This window comes from Virgibacillus sp. M23, assembly GCF_034190895.1.
GTDB classification, from domain to species: Bacteria; Bacillota; Bacilli; order Bacillales; family Amphibacillaceae; genus Virgibacillus; species Virgibacillus salarius.
Map to the genome: position 1 here is coordinate 58198 of NZ_JAWDHA010000014.1, position 19408 is coordinate 77605.

16 protein-coding genes are annotated in these 19408 nt (G+C 38.4%); 13 read left to right on the forward strand and 3 right to left on the reverse strand.

Annotation, left to right across the window (positions count from 1 at the left end):
* Positions 1 to 256 precede the first annotated feature (256 nt).
* From ilvB to ilvA, 8 genes are all read left to right on the forward strand, one after another.
* Entirely contained in the window at positions 257 to 1978 is a 1722-nt protein-coding gene (ilvB, locus tag RVS70_RS08040) for an acetolactate synthase large subunit (RefSeq protein WP_321132843.1), read from the forward strand.
* Positions 1975 to 2493 (forward strand): acetolactate synthase small subunit, encoded by a 519-nt coding sequence (ilvN, locus tag RVS70_RS08045; RefSeq protein ID WP_026679841.1) that lies wholly within the window; start codon positions 1975 to 1977, stop codon positions 2491 to 2493. The genes ilvB and ilvN overlap by 4 nt, the downstream gene beginning before the upstream one ends.
* Before the next feature lie 18 nt (positions 2494 to 2511).
* Positions 2512 to 3555: a ketol-acid reductoisomerase gene (ilvC, locus tag RVS70_RS08050; RefSeq protein WP_026679842.1), complete on the forward strand. Its 1044-nt coding sequence runs from the start codon at positions 2512 to 2514 to the stop codon at positions 3553 to 3555.
* On the forward strand, positions 3542 to 5086 hold the full coding sequence (locus RVS70_RS08055) for a 2-isopropylmalate synthase (RefSeq protein WP_026679843.1): 1545 nt from the start codon (positions 3542 to 3544) through the stop codon (positions 5084 to 5086). Before ilvC ends, RVS70_RS08055 begins: the two co-directional genes overlap by 14 nt.
* 27 nt (positions 5087 to 5113) lie before the next feature.
* Positions 5114 to 6220, forward strand: a complete 1107-nt coding sequence (leuB, locus tag RVS70_RS08060; protein ID WP_026679844.1) for a 3-isopropylmalate dehydrogenase — start codon at positions 5114 to 5116, stop codon at positions 6218 to 6220.
* A gap of 17 nt (positions 6221 to 6237) precedes the next feature.
* Positions 6238 to 7644 (forward strand): 3-isopropylmalate dehydratase large subunit, encoded by a 1407-nt coding sequence (gene leuC / locus RVS70_RS08065; protein ID WP_026679845.1) that lies wholly within the window; start codon positions 6238 to 6240, stop codon positions 7642 to 7644.
* A 12-nt stretch (positions 7645 to 7656) separates the two neighbouring features.
* Entirely contained in the window at positions 7657 to 8238 is a 582-nt protein-coding gene (gene leuD / locus RVS70_RS08070; protein ID WP_321132844.1) for a 3-isopropylmalate dehydratase small subunit, read from the forward strand.
* 75 nt (positions 8239 to 8313) lie between these two features.
* A complete protein-coding gene (ilvA, locus tag RVS70_RS08075; RefSeq protein ID WP_321132845.1) occupies positions 8314 to 9273 on the forward strand; it encodes a threonine ammonia-lyase in 960 nt (319 codons plus the stop codon).
* Between the two features lie 823 nt (positions 9274 to 10096).
* Here the strand turns inward: ilvA and RVS70_RS08080 are convergent.
* The 3 genes from RVS70_RS08080 to RVS70_RS08090 form a co-directional block, all read right to left on the reverse strand.
* Entirely contained in the window at positions 10097 to 10969 is an 873-nt protein-coding gene (locus RVS70_RS08080) for a YitT family protein (RefSeq protein ID WP_026679848.1), read from the reverse strand.
* A 612-nt stretch (positions 10970 to 11581) separates the two neighbouring features.
* Positions 11582 to 12040 carry a CoxG family protein gene (locus RVS70_RS08085; RefSeq protein ID WP_026679849.1) on the reverse strand — a complete coding sequence of 153 codons (459 nt, stop codon included), beginning with the start codon at positions 12038 to 12040 and terminating at the stop codon, positions 11582 to 11584.
* A gap of 137 nt (positions 12041 to 12177) precedes the next feature.
* On the reverse strand, positions 12178 to 13023 hold the full coding sequence (locus tag RVS70_RS08090) for an AraC family transcriptional regulator (RefSeq protein WP_026679850.1): 846 nt from the start codon (positions 13021 to 13023) through the stop codon (positions 12178 to 12180).
* A 168-nt stretch (positions 13024 to 13191) separates the two neighbouring features.
* Here RVS70_RS08090 and RVS70_RS08095 point away from each other — a divergent pair, with 168 nt between their 5' ends.
* The 5 genes from RVS70_RS08095 (at position 13192) to RVS70_RS08115 (ending at position 19040) form a co-directional block, all read left to right on the forward strand.
* Positions 13192 to 14541, forward strand: coding sequence for a carbohydrate ABC transporter substrate-binding protein (locus RVS70_RS08095; protein WP_321132846.1), 1350 nt, complete (start codon positions 13192 to 13194; stop codon positions 14539 to 14541).
* Positions 14542 to 14975: 434 nt separating this feature from the next.
* Complete coding sequence (locus tag RVS70_RS08100; RefSeq protein WP_374488271.1) at positions 14976 to 15803, forward strand: carbohydrate ABC transporter permease; 828 nt, start codon at positions 14976 to 14978, stop codon at positions 15801 to 15803.
* Between the two features lie 17 nt (positions 15804 to 15820).
* Entirely contained in the window at positions 15821 to 16702 is an 882-nt protein-coding gene (locus RVS70_RS08105; protein WP_321132847.1) for a carbohydrate ABC transporter permease, read from the forward strand.
* A gap of 9 nt (positions 16703 to 16711) precedes the next feature.
* Complete coding sequence (gene gnpA, locus RVS70_RS08110; RefSeq protein WP_205389792.1) at positions 16712 to 18883, forward strand: 1,3-beta-galactosyl-N-acetylhexosamine phosphorylase; 2172 nt, start codon at positions 16712 to 16714, stop codon at positions 18881 to 18883.
* Positions 18873 to 19040, forward strand: coding sequence for a DUF6903 family protein (locus tag RVS70_RS08115; protein ID WP_162986489.1), 168 nt, complete (start codon positions 18873 to 18875; stop codon positions 19038 to 19040). The genes gnpA and RVS70_RS08115 overlap by 11 nt, the downstream gene beginning before the upstream one ends.
* Positions 19041 to 19408 lie beyond the last annotated feature (368 nt).

A 19408-nucleotide genomic window follows, 5' to 3' on the forward strand; every position in this document is an offset into this window, starting at 1 on the left:
CCAATTCAAGCAATAAAGTGAAGACAATATGGATAAGAGGGGGAATAACTGCCAGTAAATATCCGATTGGTTCAAGGGCCTTCAGTTCATACCCTTGTGTACTAACAATCAGTGGATGATAAACAAACCCCCTACTGATTGAAGTTTCACTTTATTAGATTTGTTTAAGTAGGTTAAAAGGCAATAAGAATACCTTGGCCAGTATGGATGGGCAGGATTTCTTTATAAATTAGTTATTAAAAGGAGGCATGCAGCAGTGAAAGTTCAGGCAAAGCATGATGTGGGAAGTACAAAAAAAACATTAACGGGTGCTGATGTGTTAATTCATGCATTAGTCGATGCTGGAGTAGATACGATTTTTGGTTATCCTGGTGGAGCTGTGTTACCTATCTACGATGCTATCTATCGGAGCGAAGCAAGTTTTGAACATGTACTTTCCCGGCATGAGCAAGGATCGATTCATGCAGCCGAAGGGTATGCACGAGTTACGGGTAAGCCAGGGGTAGTAATAGCTACATCGGGACCAGGCGCAACGAATTTAATAACTGGAATTACGGATGCAATGATGGATTCTTTGCCAATTGTTATTTTCACTGGTCAAGTGGCAAGTAATGTTATTGGTACAGATGCATTTCAAGAAGCAGACGTAATGGGAATTACAACTCCTATTACGAAGTACAATTATCAAGTTAAAGAACTATCAGAGCTGCCAAAGGTTGTGAAGGAAGCATTTCATATAGCATCTACAGGTAGGCCTGGCCCTGTTGTTGTCGACATACCAAAAGATGTTTCGGCAGAGCTTTCATCGGCTGTACATGAGGCAACATTTGAACTACCAGGTTACCAACCAAATAAAACGCCAAATCCATTGCAGATTATTAAACTTGCCGATGCATTGAGTCGTGCTAAGCGGCCACTTGTTTTAGCCGGTGCTGGTATCCTCTTTGCTGAAGCTACAGAGGAATTAAAGGAATTAGTGGAAAGGTATCAGCTTCCAGTTATTAATACGTTACTTGGGCTAGGAGGGTTTCCAGGTTCACATGAACTGTTCTTAGGAATGGGTGGGATGCATGGGACCTATGCAGCAAATATGGGAATGTACGAATGTGACTTATTAATAAATATTGGTGCTCGGTTCGATGACCGCTTAACAGGAAACTTAGAGCACTTTGCTCCAAAAGCTAGAATAGCTCATATTGATATCGATCCAGCCGAAATTGGGAAGAATGTGCAGACAGAAATACCGGTGGTAGCTGATGCAAAAGAAGCGTTGCAGGCATTGTTGCTTCGTTCAATTACTTTTCCTGATCATCAAGATTGGAAAGTAAAACTAACACGTTATAAACAGGACTATCCGCTTTGGTATGAGCGGTCGGATAAAGAAATATCACCACAATGGCTGCTAGAAACGGTTCATCGTTTAACTCAAGGAGAAGCCATCGTAACCACAGATGTAGGGCAGCATCAAATGTGGGCGGCTCAATATTATTCGTTTGAAAAACCGAATCGTTGGGTAACATCTGGAGGACTTGGCACGATGGGATTCGGGTTCCCTGCCGCGATTGGTGCACAGTTGGGGGAACCAAATCAATTAGTGGTTTCTATTGTAGGTGATGGTGGCTTTCAAATGACTGCTCAGGAATTAGCAGTTGTAAAAGAGCGGAAATTACCAATCAAAATAATAATTGTAAATAATCAAGCACTAGGAATGGTAAGACAATGGCAAGAAAGCTTTTATGAGGAAAGGTATTCTGAATCATTGTTTATGGAGAATCCCGATTTTATAAAGTTTGCTGAGAGTTATGGAATTCATGGGATGAGTGTTGATAAAGAAACAGAAGTCATAGACGTATTAAAAAAGGCTTTCTCTTTTAATGGCCCAGTACTAGTAGATTGTCGAGTAGTGCAGCAGGAGTGTGTATATCCTATGATCGCACCAGGAAAAGGAATTCATGAAATGATTGGGGTGAGCAAATGAGGCGTATTATCATTGCAACAGTACAAAATCGAGGTGGCGTACTGAATCGAATAACAGGTATGCTTCATAAGCGACAATTCAATATCGAAAGTATTTCTGTAGGCAGCTCAGAAACAGAAGGAATTTCAAAAATGACCTTTGTTGTTGACGTAAAAGACCATCAAAAGCTTGAACAGCTAACGAAACAATTGAATAAACAAATCGATGTATTAAAAGTTTCCGATATAACGGAGAGGGCCATCGTTGCTAGAGAATTAGCCCTGATAAAGGTTGGTGGAAGTGGTCAACTCCGCGCGGAGGTCCAAGGTATTATTACACCATTCCGTGCTTCTGTCATTGACGTAAGTAAAGATAGTCTAACAATTCAAGTTACCGGAAGACCGGATAAGGTAGAAGCATTAATCGCACTGCTTCGACCATATGGAATTAAGGAACTAACAAAAACTGGTGTAACTGCCTTCTTAAGAGGGCAACAGCCCTCGCAAGTTGCTGAAATAAATTCATTTACTATTTAATTTGAGGAGGAAATGAAAATGTCAAAAGTGCTTTATGAAAAAGATGTAAAAACAGAGGTTTTGAAGGAGAAAAAAATTGCCATAATTGGGTATGGGTCACAAGGTCATGCTCACGCTCTTAATCTACGAGAGAGTGGATATGAAGTAGTCGTTGGCTTGCGTCCTGGGAACTCACAGGTTAAGGCTGAAAAAGATGGGTTTACTGTACTTTCTGTTGCAGAAGCTGTTAAACAATCTGATGTTGTCATGATTTTACTTCCTGATGAGTTGCAAACCGCTGTATATAAAGAAAGCATAGAAGAAAACTTAGAGGCTGGTAATGCAATAGCATTCGCGCATGGTTTTAATATTCATTTTAATCAGATCGTTCCTCCGTCTAATGTGGATGTATTTCTAGTAGCACCAAAGGGTCCAGGGCATTTGGTACGTCGTACGTATGAGGAAGGAGCAGGAGTACCTGCATTATACGGTGTTTTTCAAGATGTATCAGGGGAAGCCACTGAATTAGCACTTGCTTATGCACAGGGGATTGGAGCAGCGAGAGCAGGGATTTTGGAAACATCGTTCCAAGAAGAAACAGAAACAGATCTTTTCGGTGAGCAGGCTGTGTTATGTGGTGGACTGACAAGTCTTGTAAAAGCAGGGTTTGAAACATTAACGGAAGCTGGTTATCAGCCAGAAGTAGCTTATTTTGAATGCTTACATGAAATGAAGCTTATCGTTGATCTTCTTTATGAAGGTGGATTAGAAAATATGCGTTATTCTATTTCAGATACTGCACAATGGGGTGACTTCGTTTCTGGACCAAGAATTATTAATGATGAGACAAAGCAACGTATGAAAGAAATTTTATCAGAAGTACAATCTGGAGCGTTTGCCAAAGGCTGGATCTCGGAGAATCAAGCAAATCGTCCACAATTTACAGCAATAAACGCTAAAGAAAATCAGCATCCAATAGAAAAAGTAGGGAAGGAGTTACGAGAGTTAATGCCTTTTGTTAAACAGCCATTGCAAACCGACCAAAAGAAACAAAAGGATGTGAAGGTTCATGTCACAAATTAAAATTTTCGATACGACATTGAGAGATGGAGAACAATCACCGGGTGTCAATCTAAATCAACTTGAAAAGCTGGAAATTGCAAAGCAGTTAGAACGATTTGGTGTAGATCGAATGGAGGCTGGTTTTCCCGCCTCTTCCAAAGGAGATTTTCAAGCTGTTAAGGCAATTGCCGATACCATCAAGCATACGTCCGTAACAGGCTTAGCTAGAACTGTGCAGTCGGATATTGATATCGCTTGGGAGGCATTAAAAGGTGCGGATGAACCATGTCTGCATATCTTTCTTGCTACTTCACCAATTCATATGACATACAAATTAAAGAAAACGCCAGATGATGTAATTGAAACAGCGGTAAATATGGTCTCCTATGCAAGGAAGAAGTTTCCACAAGTAGAATGGTCAGCTGAGGATGCATCCCGATCAGATTGGAGCTTTTTGGCTCAGATAATCGAAAGGGTGATTGATGCGGGAGCAACCGTAATTAACTTACCAGATACAGTTGGTTATACGACACCGAAAGAATATGGCAGCATGTTTCAATTTATCCGTTCTTCTGTGCCTAATATCGACCGAGTAACATTATCCTGTCACTGTCATAATGACCTCGGTATGGCAGTTGCTAACTCAATTGCTGCTGTCGAAAATGGTGCAACACAGGTGGAAGGCACGATTAATGGGATCGGTGAGCGAGCAGGAAATGCATCTCTGGAAGAAATTGCTGTAGCATTGAAGATTCGCTCAGACTATTATCCGTATGCTACGAATCTAAATTTACAAGAGATTAAGCGTACTAGTGATATGGTTGCTAAGCTAACGGGAATGTATATTCAAGCGAATAAAGCGGTTGTAGGAAGGAATGCGTTCGCACATGAATCAGGTATTCATCAAGATGGTGTTTTAAAACACGCATCCACCTATGAAATTATTACACCTGAGCTCGTAGGTGTTAATGCTAACACGCTATTTTTAGGGAAACATTCTGGTCGCCATGCTTTTAAGGATAAAATCAAAGAGCTTGGAATAAATGTATCTGAAGAAAATATTAAAAAGGCGTTTGATTTATTTAAACAGCTTACTGATCACAAAAAAGAAGTCACGGATGATGATATTTTTACCATTGTCACAGAAGTGCAAACAGACACAGCATCAGTCGATAAATACCAGCTAAAATTATTTCAATTACAATATGGCTCCAATAATATCCCAACAGCTGCTGTTGAGTTAATAACCCCTACAGGCAAAACGGTTAAAACAGCATGTACTGGTCAGGGGAGTGTGGAAGCTTTATATAAAACATTAGACACGTTAACAGAAGAAAATACGAGATTAATTGATTATCAGCTAAATTCTGTAGGTGGAGGAAAGGATGCATTAGCAGAATCACGGGTACAGTTACTTGTGAATGGAGAAACGGTTAACGGCAGAGGTTCTGCACAGGATGTAATGGAAGCATCGGTGCAAGCATACTTGAATGCGGTCAATCGATTTATCATCCAGCATCAAAATTCCAATAAAGCAGAGGTAGTAAAATAAATTTTTAAACAGGAAGGAGGCGTAATGATGAAGAGACATATTGTTATGTTACCTGGTGATGGAATTGGTAAAGAAATAATGGGATCTGCAAAAATCGTCTTGCAAACCATTGCAACAGAGTTCGGTCATCAGTTTACTTTTGCAGAGCATGCCATTGGCGGTAGTGCAATTGACCAATTTCAGACACCATTACCAGACACAACGGTAAAAGCTTGTGAGGAAGCGGATGCCATTTTATTAGGAGCTGTTGGTGGTGAAAAGTGGGATTCATTACCTGGAGATCAACGACCTGAAAAAGGACTATTAGGAATACGTAAAGCACTAGGCTTATTTGCCAATCTAAGACCTATAAAGGGGTTTTTACCATTACTTCATGCTTCTCCATTAAAGGAGGAGGTAATAAAGGGTAGTGATATTCTAATCATTCGAGAATTAACGGGTGGACTTTATTTTGGTGAGCCAAAGGGACGAATCGAAAAAGGGAATGCTGTGGTAGATACGTTATATTATCACCGAACTGAGATGGAACGGATTATTGATAAAGCTTTTCAAAGTGCACAGCATAGGAACAAAAAATTGACATCTGTCGATAAAGCCAATGTTCTAGAGTCAAGTCGTTTTTGGCGAGAAATCGTTGAAGCAAAACGTAAAGAATATCCAGATGTCGCGGTTGAGCATTTATTAGTTGATGCAGCAGCAATGAAATTAATCACCCAACCGAATCAATTTGATGTGATAGTCACAGAAAACCTATTTGGTGATATTCTTAGTGACGAAGCTTCTGTGCTAACTGGTTCTTTAGGGATGCTACCATCAGCGAGTATTCGTACGGATGGTATTGGACTTTATGAGCCAGTTCATGGATCAGCGCCAGACATTGCTGGTAAAGGAATTGCCAACCCATTAGGAATGATTTTATCTGCGGCCCTTATGCTACGCCATTCGTTTGACATGCACGAAGAGCCAGATGAAATTGAAAGAGCTGTACAGACTAGTCTAGATCAAGGGTATTATACAGCTGATTTGGCCATTGAGGATGGGATAGTAGTTAGCACAAAGGAAATGACTGATATCGTGATTGGAAACCTGTCTACGAATAGTGTTTCTAATTGTATTTGTAATTCCTATGCCTGAGATGGAGGTGTAAAATGATGGGCCGGTCAAAAACAATTATTGAAAAAATTTGGGAAAAACATGTGGTTTATCAAGAGCAAGAAAAACCAGATCTTCTTTATATCGACTTGCATTTAATTCATGAAGTGACTTCTCCACAGGCTTTTGAAGGTCTGCGGATAAACAAACGAAAGGTACGAAGACCTGACTTGACTTTTGCAACGATGGATCATAATGTACCGACGAGAAATCGAGATGTAATAAAAGATGAGATATCCCGTAAACAGATGGAAACATTAAAGGAAAATTGTCAGGAAAATAATATTCCATTAGCAGATATGTTTCATCCAGATCAAGGTATAGTCCATGTTATTGGACCTGAACTAGGTCTAACGCAGCCTGGTAAAACCATTGTCTGTGGTGATAGTCATACTTCTACACACGGTGCTTTTGGGGCGTTAGCTTTTGGAATTGGAACAAGTGAAGTAGAGCATGTTTTAGCAACACAAACGATTTGGCAAGAACGTCCAAAAACGTTAAATGTGCATGTAGAAGGTGATCTTGGTGCAGGAGTAACAGCAAAGGATTTAATTCTTGCAATTATTGCGAAATTTGGTGTTCGTTTTGGTACTGGATACGTGATGGAGTATACAGGCGAAGCAATTCGTAACCTTTCTATGGAAGGAAGAATGACAGTATGTAATATGTCAATTGAAGCAGGTGCAAGGGCTGGCTTGATCAGTCCTGATGAAACTACAGTTGAATTTTTACGAGGAAGGGTTCATGTACCGAAGGATGAAGCCTTCACAACTATAGCTCAGGACTGGTTAGCTTTAGCAACAGATGATGGAGCGGTTTATGACAAGACAGTAACAATCCGCGGTGACGAAGTGGAGCCGCAGGTAACTTGGGGAACGAATCCAGGAATGTGTGTACCGGTTAGTGGAACAACTCCAAATTTGAATGACGTGGAATATAAGCAAGATGTTGAACGTGCCCTACATTACATGGGATTAAACGAAAATCAACCAATTTCCTCTATTCATATTGATCATGTATTTATCGGTTCTTGTACAAATTCGCGCTTAAGTGATTTGCGAAGGGCTGCGGAAATTGTTAAAGGAAAACATGTTCACGCTAATGTTAGAGCTATTGTTGTGCCAGGTTCATTTAGCATAAAGAGGCAGGCAGAACAGGAAGGATTAGATAAAATCTTTCAGGATGCTGGATTTGAATGGCGAGAAGCTGGATGTAGCATGTGCCTTGCGATGAATGATGATATCGTTCCTCCGGAGGGGAGATGTGCCTCTACATCAAATCGTAATTTTGAAGGAAGACAGGGAAATGGTGCACGTACACATCTTGTAAGTCCAGAAATGGCAGCGGCAGCAGCTATTGAAGGACATTTTGTAGACGTTCGCAATTATGCAGGTGTGGCGTTGTAAGGAGGGAAAAAGTTGAAAGCGATCAAAAACCATACAGGACTTGCGTATCCATTGAATCGAACAAATATTGATACTGATCAAATTATTCCAAAGCAGTTTTTAAAACGAATTGAGCGCACAGGATTCGGTCAGTTTTTATTCTATCATTGGCGATTTGATGACGAAGGAAATAAACGCCAAGACTTTAGTCTTAATAAGGAGCGTTATCAACATGCATCGATTTTAGTGGCAGGAGAAAATTTTGGTTGTGGATCTTCTAGAGAGCACGCTCCATGGGCATTGCTAGACTATGGTTTTCGAGTAATTATCGCTCCAAGCTTTGCAGATATATTTTATAATAATGCTTTAAAGAACGGAATTATCTTAATTAAGATAGAAGAAGAGCAGGTAAAGCAATGGCTTGAAGAAGCAGACATTGGGAATCTATCGTTATCAATAGATTTGGAAGATCAAAAAATATTTGAGGGAAATAAGGAATATCATTTCCAGATACCCGCATATCATAAGGAGAAACTATTAAATGGTTGGGATGATATCGCCTTAACGCTTCTGCATGAAGAAAAGATTGAAATCTATGAGAATAGCAATAATTGATCATACAACGAGCAAACATACAAGGAGAGTGAAGGAATTGGGAATTGCTTAACAGGTGAAAAGGTTCACACCGCCATGCAGCGACTGACTCCAATCGTGCATCGGACACCACTATTAACTTCGCAAACAACAAATAATTTCGTTGGTAAACATGTCTATTTCAAGATGGAGAATCAACAGAAAACGGGCGCCTTTAAGTTTAGAGGAGCTACGTTTAAGTTGATGCAACTGACAAAGGAACAATTAAAAAGAGGAGTTATTACTGCGTCAGCAGGGAATCACGCGCAAGGCGTTGCGTATGCAGCGGCTAAACTTGGAACGAAGGCTACCATTTACATGGCGGAGAAAACACCTTTAGCCAAAGTTAATGCAACACGCAACTATGGTGCTCAAGTGGTTCTAACGGGAGAAACCTTTCAGGAGGCATATGAAGCTTCATTAAAAAAACAAATCCAGACTGGGTCGGTTTATATTCATCCTTTTGATGATTATGATGTAATGGCAGGTCAAGGAACTATCGCCATGGAAATGCTCAGGCAAGAAGATCGAATGGATACCATTCTTGTACCAGTCGGCGGTGGAGGCTTAATAAGTGGAATAGCAATCGCTGCTAAGTATGTGAATCGCAATATCAAAATTATTGGGGTGCAAGCTAGCGGGGCAGCTGCCATATATGATAGTTTTCATTCAGATCGAATACAAAATTTAAAATCGGTGGATACCATTGCAGAGGGAATTGCTGTGAAAAAGCCTGGTAAACGAACCTTGCCACTTATTAAGAAGTATGTTGATGATCTTGTGACTGTTTCGGACGAAGAAATTGCTGCAGCAATTGTCTATATGCTTGAGCGTAACAAGACGTTAATGGAAGGAGCGGGAGCAGCAACATTAGCAGCATTGTTTGCCCATAATAATCAAATCAAATCACGACACTGTGGGCTAATTGTTAGTGGTGGGAATATGGATATTGGTGCAATGGCCAACATTCAGCAGCTGGCCAATCGTTTACACCATCCGGTATTAGTAAATTCTTAATTATAAATCGTTGGGTGAGGTAGATATATTCTGGGATTTTTTCCTTGTTCGAAAAAAATCCGCGGCAAAAGTACGAGCTGAAGATCCCGCAGGAAAGCGAAGCATTTTGACTAAGCGATGAATGAACTATCTATCTCTAAAACAAAAACCCAAACTTTATCTAAATGATTTCAGATAAGGTTTGGGTTTTTTATCTTAGTCTAGGAAATGATAAAATTTGCCCATGTGAATAAATAGACGCGTGTTGAGCCGCGTCGTCCAGCACAAGCACCCAGAAACGAGGCGACTTCATAAATCGCTCTAATCTAAGTCATCATCGGCTCGCAAGCTCACCATGATTCCTTTATGTTCGTTGACTCGCTCCAGTCACACGTTTCAAATCGGGCGCTTGCACTTTTGTTCCTAAAGATTCTTTTGTCCTAGCCTCAAGCTTTTTCAGGGTTATACGAAAAATTGATGTAGTGGTTAAGCTCAATAAGTAAGTGTTTCTTTTGCTGTAATTTCTTTTATCCCACCTATAAATGGCAGTAAGACCTCCATTTCAAGCAGTAAAGTGAAACGAATGTTGGTAGTAGGAGGATAGCTGCCAGTATATGTTCGATTGGTTCAAAGGCCTTTAGGTCATCCTCTTGTGGTATTAACCATCCGTGGAGATAATCAAAACCCTCAACCGATTGAAGTTTCACTTTATCGTTACATGTTACATTTTATACGATGTCTTTTTTGATAGAAACATGTAATCCCTGTAATTTAAATAGAAGCTGGCCATCGAGACGTTTTGACAACCTGAAGATTTATCATGATTCCTTTATTGAAGGTATCGTTAAAGCTTTTGACCATAATACTTATCCAAAGAAAAGCCTCTACCTAAAATCTCCGATGCATTAATAAAGATGACAAAGGAATCCGGTTCGTCTCTTTGTAAAATTTTCTTTAAATGAAAGGCTTCTTGTTGTTCAGCTACACAAAGTATCATTGTTTTATCGCTATGTGAATACCCTCCAACTGAACGAACCTTTGTCAACCCACGATCAATTTCGTCACGGATTAGTGACTGAATATGTTGCTCTTTTTCCGTAATAATTAATATTAGTTTGGTAGCTGAAGTTTGTAGCTGCACAATATCGATCGTTTTGCTTGTAATGTAAATACACATGAGCGCAAATAGGGTTAATTCTAGGTTAAATACAATAATGGATGAGATAACAACAAAACCGTCAACAATGAGTTGTGAATAACCGCTTGATAGGCCTGTGAATTTCTTTACAATTTGAGCAATTGCTGCTGTACCCCCAGTAGAACCATTACCTTTATAAACAATGCCTAGACCTATTCCGAGAATAATTCCTCCATAGATAGCTCCTAGAATTGGGTTTGTTATCGTATACGGAATATTTGCACTTGCCCATATTATAAACGGTACCCAAAATGTTCCTACTAATGTCTTCCAACTGAAATCTTTTCCAAGTGTTAGCCAGCCGATAATAAAGATAGGGATATTTATTAGAAGCTGCGTATAAGCTGGGCTTAAGGAATACATTTCAAAGAGAATTGTGCTAATCCCAGAAATACCACCTGCAGCTAACTTTGAGGGTAGCAAAAATAAATTATAGGATAGAGCAACAAGTGTAGCTCCAAAAATAATTTGCGCATAAGATAATACGGTTTTATTTATGTGTTTTGTAATTCCTGACATAACAAAAGATCCTTTCCTGATAGCCTAGTAACGGATTTATTCTATCATGAAGGATCTATACTGTCGAACTTTGACATAGAAAATAGTCTGTTAAGTATTTATCACACCTTTAATTGGCGGTAATACCAACCAATTCAAGCAATAAAGTGAAAGTACTATTGGTAAGTGGGAGATTAACTGCCAGTAAAGTCCAATTGGTTCAAAGGCCTTTAGGTCATCCCTTTGTAGTACTAACCATCCGTGGGGATAAACAAAACCCTCAAACTTATTGAAGCTTTCGCTTTATAGGAGTACTCTCACGTTGGAAATTTCTTTTACATATTTAACAAAGTTTTAATTATTTTTCACCCCTGGTAAAAGTGGATATACACGTTTAGAACAAACATGGCTTCTCACGGAGTTTCGCTATTGCTTTTCCAGCAGGGCGAGGAAGACCGCTCTGCTAGACATGGCACGAAGAAAATGCCTAGATCATTTTTGAGAAGGCTTCCTGCTTCTCTACTGTTCTTTAGCGATTCCCAGTCTTTGACGGAATTCGGGTATACTTTCATCGCCCGTTCGTAAATCTAAACTCCTGCAAGCTCACGATAAAAAGCAGTGGAATAATAACTATTATTGCATAACCGCGGACCTTCTTGTCTGAATATGTTCGATGACATTATCTGTGAAATCAGCCGTTACTTTGGATAAAAATGGTCTTAAGCAAGAGTTAATCATCGAACCAGCAATGCCCTTAGCTGTTATAGAGAGTGAACCTGTCATTTTCGTTTGATTTTCTGCTAGTTTATGGGCTTGAAAATAGCCGCTTCCTTTGACATGGTTGTTCGTACTAGCTAAAGTGAATGCTATTTTATTCGGACTTTGCCATTCCGTGACGGATAATGATAATCGAACACTTTTTTCCATAAAGCCAATATCTCCTTTGCATATCCAAATCGATTGTTTAGCATTTATCATCGTATGTTGCTGATATCCTGGAACGAGGCTAGCCCAATTATTGATATCGTTAACAAAGTCCCATATTTCTTCAATAGGAATATCTACCTTTCGTTCACAAATACTGCTTGGCAAAGCAACATTACCTCCCCATAAACCTAAAGTGATGATACACCCTTTCAAGTATATGCAATAACTCCTTAATTAGAATAAAAGCTTCCATTTTAGTGAATCCAAATATTCGTATTACAGATCACCTGATATTTTGCTTGCTATTTAACGACCAACGTTTCTTTCCTCTGTCTACGATAAGCGGATGGTGTTTGATTTGTAGCCCGTTTAAATGCTTGTGTGAAAAACGATTGAGAAGAGAAGCCGGTGAATTCAGCAATATTACCAATGTGATAGTCTGTTGTATCTAATAGTATTTTTGCTTCTCGTATTCGTACTTGATTTAGATATTCAATTGGTGATATTCCCATATCTTTTTTAAATGTATGTGCCAAATAATATTTATTGATATGTCCGATTTCTGCCAATGTATCAAGGGTGATTGGTTCTCTGTAATTCTGATTTATATAGTACATAATAAATGCGGCGGCTTTGTTGATATTTTTGGGTTCTGTTTTTTGAATTTCTAACATTTTGCCTCTTCGAAGCTTTACCATCAAGATTTCAATGATATTTTGGCAGATAACTTCATACTCTTCATTCCCTTGCTGCACTTCGTTCAGTAAACTATGCAGGTAGAAGAGAATATTCTCACGATCGCCCTGATAAGTATATAAGCCCATTTGCGAACTATTTTCTTTAACATGAGCAAAGGTTAGTCCTTCAATTCCTAGAGCAATATATTCAAGTGAGTCGTACAGATTGGATTTTTCGGTATGTTCAACATTTGGATTTATTATTACTAAATCATTTTCTTTAACTGGAATTTCATGATTGGAAAGCAGAAATGATCCTTTACCTTTAACGATATAAAATAATTCTGTAAAGTGATGGGTGTGCTTTGTACTATGCCAGCCTCGGTCGTATTCTGAATGTGTGATATAAAGTAATTTAAATGGCACATTTCTTGTAGCAAATTCCTTCACTTTATAAACTTCGTAGGACATTGCTCCACCCCTTACTATTATTTGAAATTTCTATTAATTATTAATTTTATAGGAGTAAAGCTTAAAAAGCAATATTTATAAAAAAGTCAACAAGATGTTGATTGTGTAAGCGTTTTAATATAGGTACGATAAAGATATATTATTATTAAATAAGGGGGTTTACGTATCGTGAAAAACAAGAAATCGATAATATTAATCTCTTTTCTATTTGTAGGACTTATCTTAGCGGCTTGCTCAGGAGGAGAGGATGTTAATTCAAAGGAATCAGAGGAGAGTGGAGGTGGCAAAGAAACAACCTTACATGTTGCTGCCTTAGAGTCAGCTTATGGAACTGAAATGTGGGACCAGATTGCTGAATCGTATGAGGCAGCTAATAAAAATATTAATATTGAATTAACAATTGAAAAGAATCTAGAGGAAGTAATTCGACCTAATATGCAGGCAGGTGAGTATCCAGACGTATTATTACTGGCTACCAATAGACCAGAGGCATTGACGGAAACATTAATTAAAGAAAATGGTCTAGAAAATATAAGCGATGTATTGAATATGAACATACCAACCGAAAAAGTGACAGTTAATAAAAAACTTTTAGATGGATTTACCGATACGCTTGCAACTAATCCATATGCTAATGGTGAGACCTATCTAGCTCCAATGTTCTATAGTCCAACTGGATTATTCTTTAATGCTGGACTATTTGAAGAAAAAGGCTGGAAAGTTCCTGAAACATGGGATGAAATGTGGGAGCTAGGTGAAAAAGCGAAAAAAGAAGGTATCTCTTTGTTTACGTATCCTACAACAGGGTATTTTGATACTTTAGTTGGCTCCATGCTTTATGCTGCAGGTGGTCCGGAGTTTTACAATGCTGCAATGACTTATGAGGACGGAATTTGGGAAACAGAAGAGGCATCTCAAGTATTACAAACGATAGAAAAATTAGCAGAGTATACGCATTCGGACACTGTTGCAAATGCAAATCCGAATGATTTCACAAAAAACCAGCAATTCATCCTAGATAACAAAGCATTATTTATGCCGAACGGTAATTGGGTTGTAGATGAAATGAAAGAAGCTCCACGTTCAAAAAATTTCCAATGGGGGATGACATCTATACCCGCATTTGAGAAAAGTGGTGATCGTTATGCATTCACATTCTTTGAACAAATTTGGATTCCAGCTGCAGCTAAACATAAGGATGAAGCGAAGGAATTTATAGCATATATGTATTCTGATGAAGCAGCATCTATCTTCCTTGATGCTGGTGCAGTACAACCAATTAATGGTATTACGAAAAAGCTAGAGGGACAGAAACAAACATTTTATAGCATTTATGAAGAGGAAGGAGCGCTTCCAGCAATGGGGACATTTGCTTCTACAGAACCTGTACCAGGAGCGAGCATGGGGGATACACTGTACGGAACAATTGACAGTGTAATGAGTAGTGAAACTTCTTTCGAAGAGTGGCAAGCCGAAATGGAAGAAGTAAGTGATAAGCTAAGACCGGCTATGAACTAATCCAAAGCTATATAGGGGGTTCTGATCGCTTATTAGTTGATGATAATAGAACGGTAAGCTTGTTTGATTTCTTACCGTTTTTATTAGATGAATCCATCATGAGAAATGGATGTAAGAAATAGTTTACCCCGCATGTAACTGGCAGTAAGATCCCACTTCAAGTAATAAAGCGAAACCAATATTGGTGAGGGGAGGATCAACTGCCAGTAAATGTCCGATTGGTTCAAGGGCCTTTAGGTTATACCCTTATGTTATTAACAATCAGTGAGGGATAGACAAAATCCCATTAATTGAAGTTTCCCTTTATTATTTTTTAGATGTTTAGCCTGAATGAATTTCACTTTGTTGGGACCAAAAAGAGGTGAACATTTTTGAGTAAAACGAAATCACGAAATATATTTATCGGAGTATGTGTAATACCAGCTCTCATTTTGATGGTTATTTTTATGTTTATACCAACATTTGAGGTTTTTCGGATGTCTTTGTACCGCTGGGGTGGATTTTCAAATACACAACAATTTGTCGGTTTGGATAATTTTAGACTTCTATGGAATGATATGAATTTCATTCGATCATTTCAGAATTCTATTCTCTTAATAGTTGTAGTAGCAATTCTTACATTTATTTTTGCAGTGTTTTTTGCAGCTATTCTAACAAAAGAGAAGGTCAGAGGAGGAAACTTTTTTCGAGTCATCTTTTATATTCCAAATATACTATCCATTGTAGTTATAGCTGGTATATTTTCAGCCATATATGATCCTTCCAATGGATTGTTAAATAGTGTTTTAGGAATGTTTCAATTAGATACATTTCAGCAAATGTGGCTAGGTGATCAGAAAATAGTTATCTATAGTCTTGCGGGTGCTCTAGTCTGGCAAGCCATTGGTTATTATATGGTTATGTATATGTCAAGTATGGCTAGTATACCAGCTAGCTTCTATGAGGCGGCGTCATTGGAGGGAGCAAGTAAATTAAAACAATTTACCAGCATTACATTACCATTGATATGGAATAATATTCGAACAACATTAACATTTTATATCATCAGCACGATTAATCTAAGCTTCTTGTTAGTTAAGGCATTGACAGGTGGAGGACCTGACGGATCAACAGAAGTATTCCTATCCTATATGTATGACCAAGCCTATGGTAATTCTACCTTTGGCTATGGAATGGCAATTGGTGTAGTAGTGTTTATTTTTTCTTTTACCTTAGCAGCGATTGTAAGTCACATCACGAAACGTGACGTCTTAGAGTATTAAGGGGGTGCTAATATCTCATGAAAGATTCAAAGGAACGGAGTACCGATGCTCTATATAAACTATTTATCTATGTAGCTTTAATTACCTTAGCGGTTTCAATTGTTATACCAGTTGCCTGGGTATTCCTTGCTGCTGTTAAAGAAAACGTCGAGTTTTATGGAAGCCCATGGAGCTTACCACATGGTTTTCATTTTCAAAATTTTATAGAAGCATTTCAGGAAGCGCGAATGGGAGAATATCTGTTTAATTCAATAATGGTTACCGTATTAGCTTTATTCATTTTGCTAGTAATAGCCTTACCAGCGGCGTATGTCTTATCCAGGTTTAGTTTTAGAGGGAATAAATTATTAAACATGATTGTTAAAGCAGGGTTATTCATTAATGTCAGCTATATTACTGTGCCAATTTTCTTAATGCTCTTAGATTTGGATATGGGATTAAAGAGTTTAATAGATAATGGATTTTTATTAAACAATCGTGCTGTACTTGCACTCGTTTATGCCGCAACTGCTTTACCATTTACGATTTATCTTCTATCAAGCTATTTTCAGACATTGCCTTCTGATTTTGAAGAAGCCGCTAGTATTGATGGTGCAGGATATTATCGCACCATGTTTTCCATTATGTTGCCGATGGCAATGCCAAGTATTGTTATCGTCATTCTTTTTAATTTCTTGTTATTTTGGAATGAATATATTATGGCACTTACACTAATGCCAGGAGGGAATCAAACGCTGCCAGTTGGTTTGTTAAACTTAATGGCTGCTGAACGATCAGCTGTTAACTATGGTCCAATGTATGCGGGAATGGTAATTGTTATGTTACCGACATTAATTTTATATATTATCGTGCAAAAGCGCTTAACACAAGGAATGACTGTAGGAGGAGTGAAAGGGTAGGTGTCACAATTGAAAAAGTTAACCGGAAGAGTTACGCTACCGAGTCAACAGAATTTTTTGGAGGAAACAAAAGAATTAATGGATCGCTGGGGAGCAGATGCGCTTCGAGATAGTGATGGGACAAAATTAGATGAAGAAATCAAACAATTAGATGCGAAAATCTATACGACTTACTTTGTAGCACGTAGTCATAATGACTTTGCTAAACAGCATCCAGAGGAAATGCAACAGCTATATTTAATGTCACAATATAATACAGCAATAGACACTGAGCTGGAAGTGTCTTTCTTGACAGGATATTTTGAAGAGCAGATTCAACCAGATTATTTGCATGATCCTAAAAAGTGGTGGGAAGTAATCGATAGGACTACTGGTGAGGTTGTGCCAGCAAATCATTGGATAGTAAAAAAGGAGACAAATAGCTTACTTATATTTAAAGCCAAACCATGGCATGAATATACGGTTTCATTCTTAGCATTTATGAAATGGGATCCGACACAAATGTATAATCATATAACGAACGATTGGAGAGATAAGCCACATGAAATTCCATTCGATGTTCGGCAGCCTCATTCTAAACAATTTATGCGCAATTATTTAAAAAACTGGCTAGCAGAAAATCCAGCAACTGATGTTGTTCGCTTTACGACGTTTTTTTATCACTTTACCTTAGTATTTAACAATCTAGGTAAAGAAAAATTTGTTGACTGGTTCGGTTACGGTGCTAGTGTATCTGTAGCTGCTTTAGAAGCATTTGAAAAAGAAAAAGGATATCGTCTGCGACCAGAAGATATTGTCGATAAAGGCTATTATAATTCTACCTTTCGAATTCCCTCCAGAGCTTACTTAGATTATATGGATTTTATTCAACGATTTGTTGCTAAGGAAGTAAAAGAATTAGTTGAAATTGTACATGCAAGTGGTAAGGAGTCGATGATGTTTTTGGGAGATAATTGGATAGGGACAGAGCCTTACGGAGCCTATTTCAAAGAGACAGGTATGGATGCTGTAGTTGGAAGTGTTGGAGATGGGGCAACATTACGAATGATTTCTGATATCCCAGATGTGAAGTATACGGAAGGTCGTTTTCTACCTTACTTCTTTCCCGATACGTTTCATGATAAGAATAACCCAGTAATTGAAGCAAATAGCAATTGGCTGACAGCGAGAAGAGCTCTAATGCGTAAACCTTTGGACAGAATTGGCTATGGCGGATATCTAAGCTTGGCATATAAATTCCCCGATTTTGTAGCTTGTGTAGAAAAGATTACAGACGAATTTCGTGAAATTTACGATACTATAAATGGCGTGAAGCCTTATACTGGATTAAAGGTGGCAATTTTAAATGCATGGGGAAGGATTCGTACATGGCAGACCCATATGGTAGCACATGGAAAGTGGTATAAACAGGCCTATTCATATCAGGGGGTTTTAGAGGCTCTTAGTGGTTCAGCGGTAGACGTAGATTTTATTAGTTTTGACGATGTCATACAGCATGGTGTGCCTAAAGATGTTGATGTCCTTATTAATACCGGAGATGCTGGTACAGCATTCTCTGGTGGAGAACGATGGAAAGAAGAGGACTTACTTTCTGTTATAAGAGAATGGGTTTATCATGGAGGAGGATTTATCGGTATTGGAGAACCGACTGCTTATCATCGTGAAGGACGCTACTTTCAACTAGCAGATGTATTAGGTGTAGAAAAGGAATTAGGCTTTAGCTTATCGACAAATAAATATTTTACCGAAAAGAACGAATCACATTTTATTTCCCAGGATATACAGGCATTTGATTTCGGAGAAGGTATGAAAAATGTGTATGCCTTAAGGGAAGTTACGGATATTATTGAACATACGAATGAGGGGTTGCAACTCGCTAGTACAGCCTTCGGTAAAGGGCGTAGTGTGTACATTGCAGGTCTTCCCTATAGTCATGAGAATACAAGACTATTACTAAGGGCGATGTATTACGCAGCTCATAAGGAGATGGCTTTATACAAATGGCATACTTCCAATGTCCATTGTGAAATACATGTATACCCTGAAATTAAAAAGTTTGCCGTTGTCAATAACTCAAATGTACAGCAAGTTACAGATGTATATATAGAAAATGGTGAAAAATATCAAGTACGATTAGAAGCAAGTGAGATTAAATGGGAGGATTACACAAATGAAAGATAGAGTCTTTCGCATCTTAAAGGTAGTTTTCTTTCTCTTTTGTATGTATCTGATTCTTAATGGTCAGCGAACAGTAGGTCATTGGGAATTGTTTACGCAATTAATCGGGCTATCAGGTTTATTGTTGTTGCTTTGGAATTATAATCGTAAATTCACTTAAGCACGGCGCTAAAAAGCCAGCAAAACCTTTAGGATATATTTCCTCAAGGTATTGTTTATAATCTAGGAAATTATAAAATTTGCAGATGTGATAAATAAGCGCGTGTTGAGCTTTGTCCAGCTCTAGCACCCAGAAACGAGGCGACTTCACGAATTGTCCTAATCTAAGTCATTATCGGCTCACAAGCCCACCATGATTCCTTTATCTCCGTTGATTCACTTCAGTCGCTACGTCTCTAATTGGGCGCTTGCGCTTTTGTTCTAAGTTAAGAAAGTATAAAATCAGTGCAATGACTGCGTTAAGCCAAGTAGTTATTTTGAAATGTTTGATGTATATTGGCAATGCTCCGACTAATTACTTCGCTTTCC

Coding starts and splice junctions, on each gene's coding strand:
- RVS70_RS08080 (WP_026679848.1), bottom strand. CDS start 10,969: ATGTCAGGAATTACAAAACACATAAATAAAACCGTATTATCTTATGCG.
- leuB (WP_026679844.1), top strand. CDS start 5,114: ATGAAGAGACATATTGTTATGTTACCTGGTGATGGAATTGGTAAAGAA.
- leuC (WP_026679845.1), top strand. CDS start 6,238: ATGGGCCGGTCAAAAACAATTATTGAAAAAATTTGGGAAAAACATGTG.
- ilvC (WP_026679842.1), top strand. CDS start 2,512: ATGTCAAAAGTGCTTTATGAAAAAGATGTAAAAACAGAGGTTTTGAAG.
- RVS70_RS08090 (WP_026679850.1), bottom strand. CDS start 13,023: ATGTCCTACGAAGTTTATAAAGTGAAGGAATTTGCTACAAGAAATGTG.
- ilvN (WP_026679841.1), top strand. CDS start 1,975: ATGAGGCGTATTATCATTGCAACAGTACAAAATCGAGGTGGCGTACTG.
- RVS70_RS08105 (WP_321132847.1), top strand. CDS start 15,821: ATGAAAGATTCAAAGGAACGGAGTACCGATGCTCTATATAAACTATTT.
- ilvA (WP_321132845.1), top strand. CDS start 8,314: ATGCAGCGACTGACTCCAATCGTGCATCGGACACCACTATTAACTTCG.
- RVS70_RS08115 (WP_162986489.1), top strand. CDS start 18,873: ATGAAAGATAGAGTCTTTCGCATCTTAAAGGTAGTTTTCTTTCTCTTT.
- RVS70_RS08100 (WP_374488271.1), top strand. CDS start 14,976: ATGGTTATTTTTATGTTTATACCAACATTTGAGGTTTTTCGGATGTCT.
- RVS70_RS08055 (WP_026679843.1), top strand. CDS start 3,542: ATGTCACAAATTAAAATTTTCGATACGACATTGAGAGATGGAGAACAA.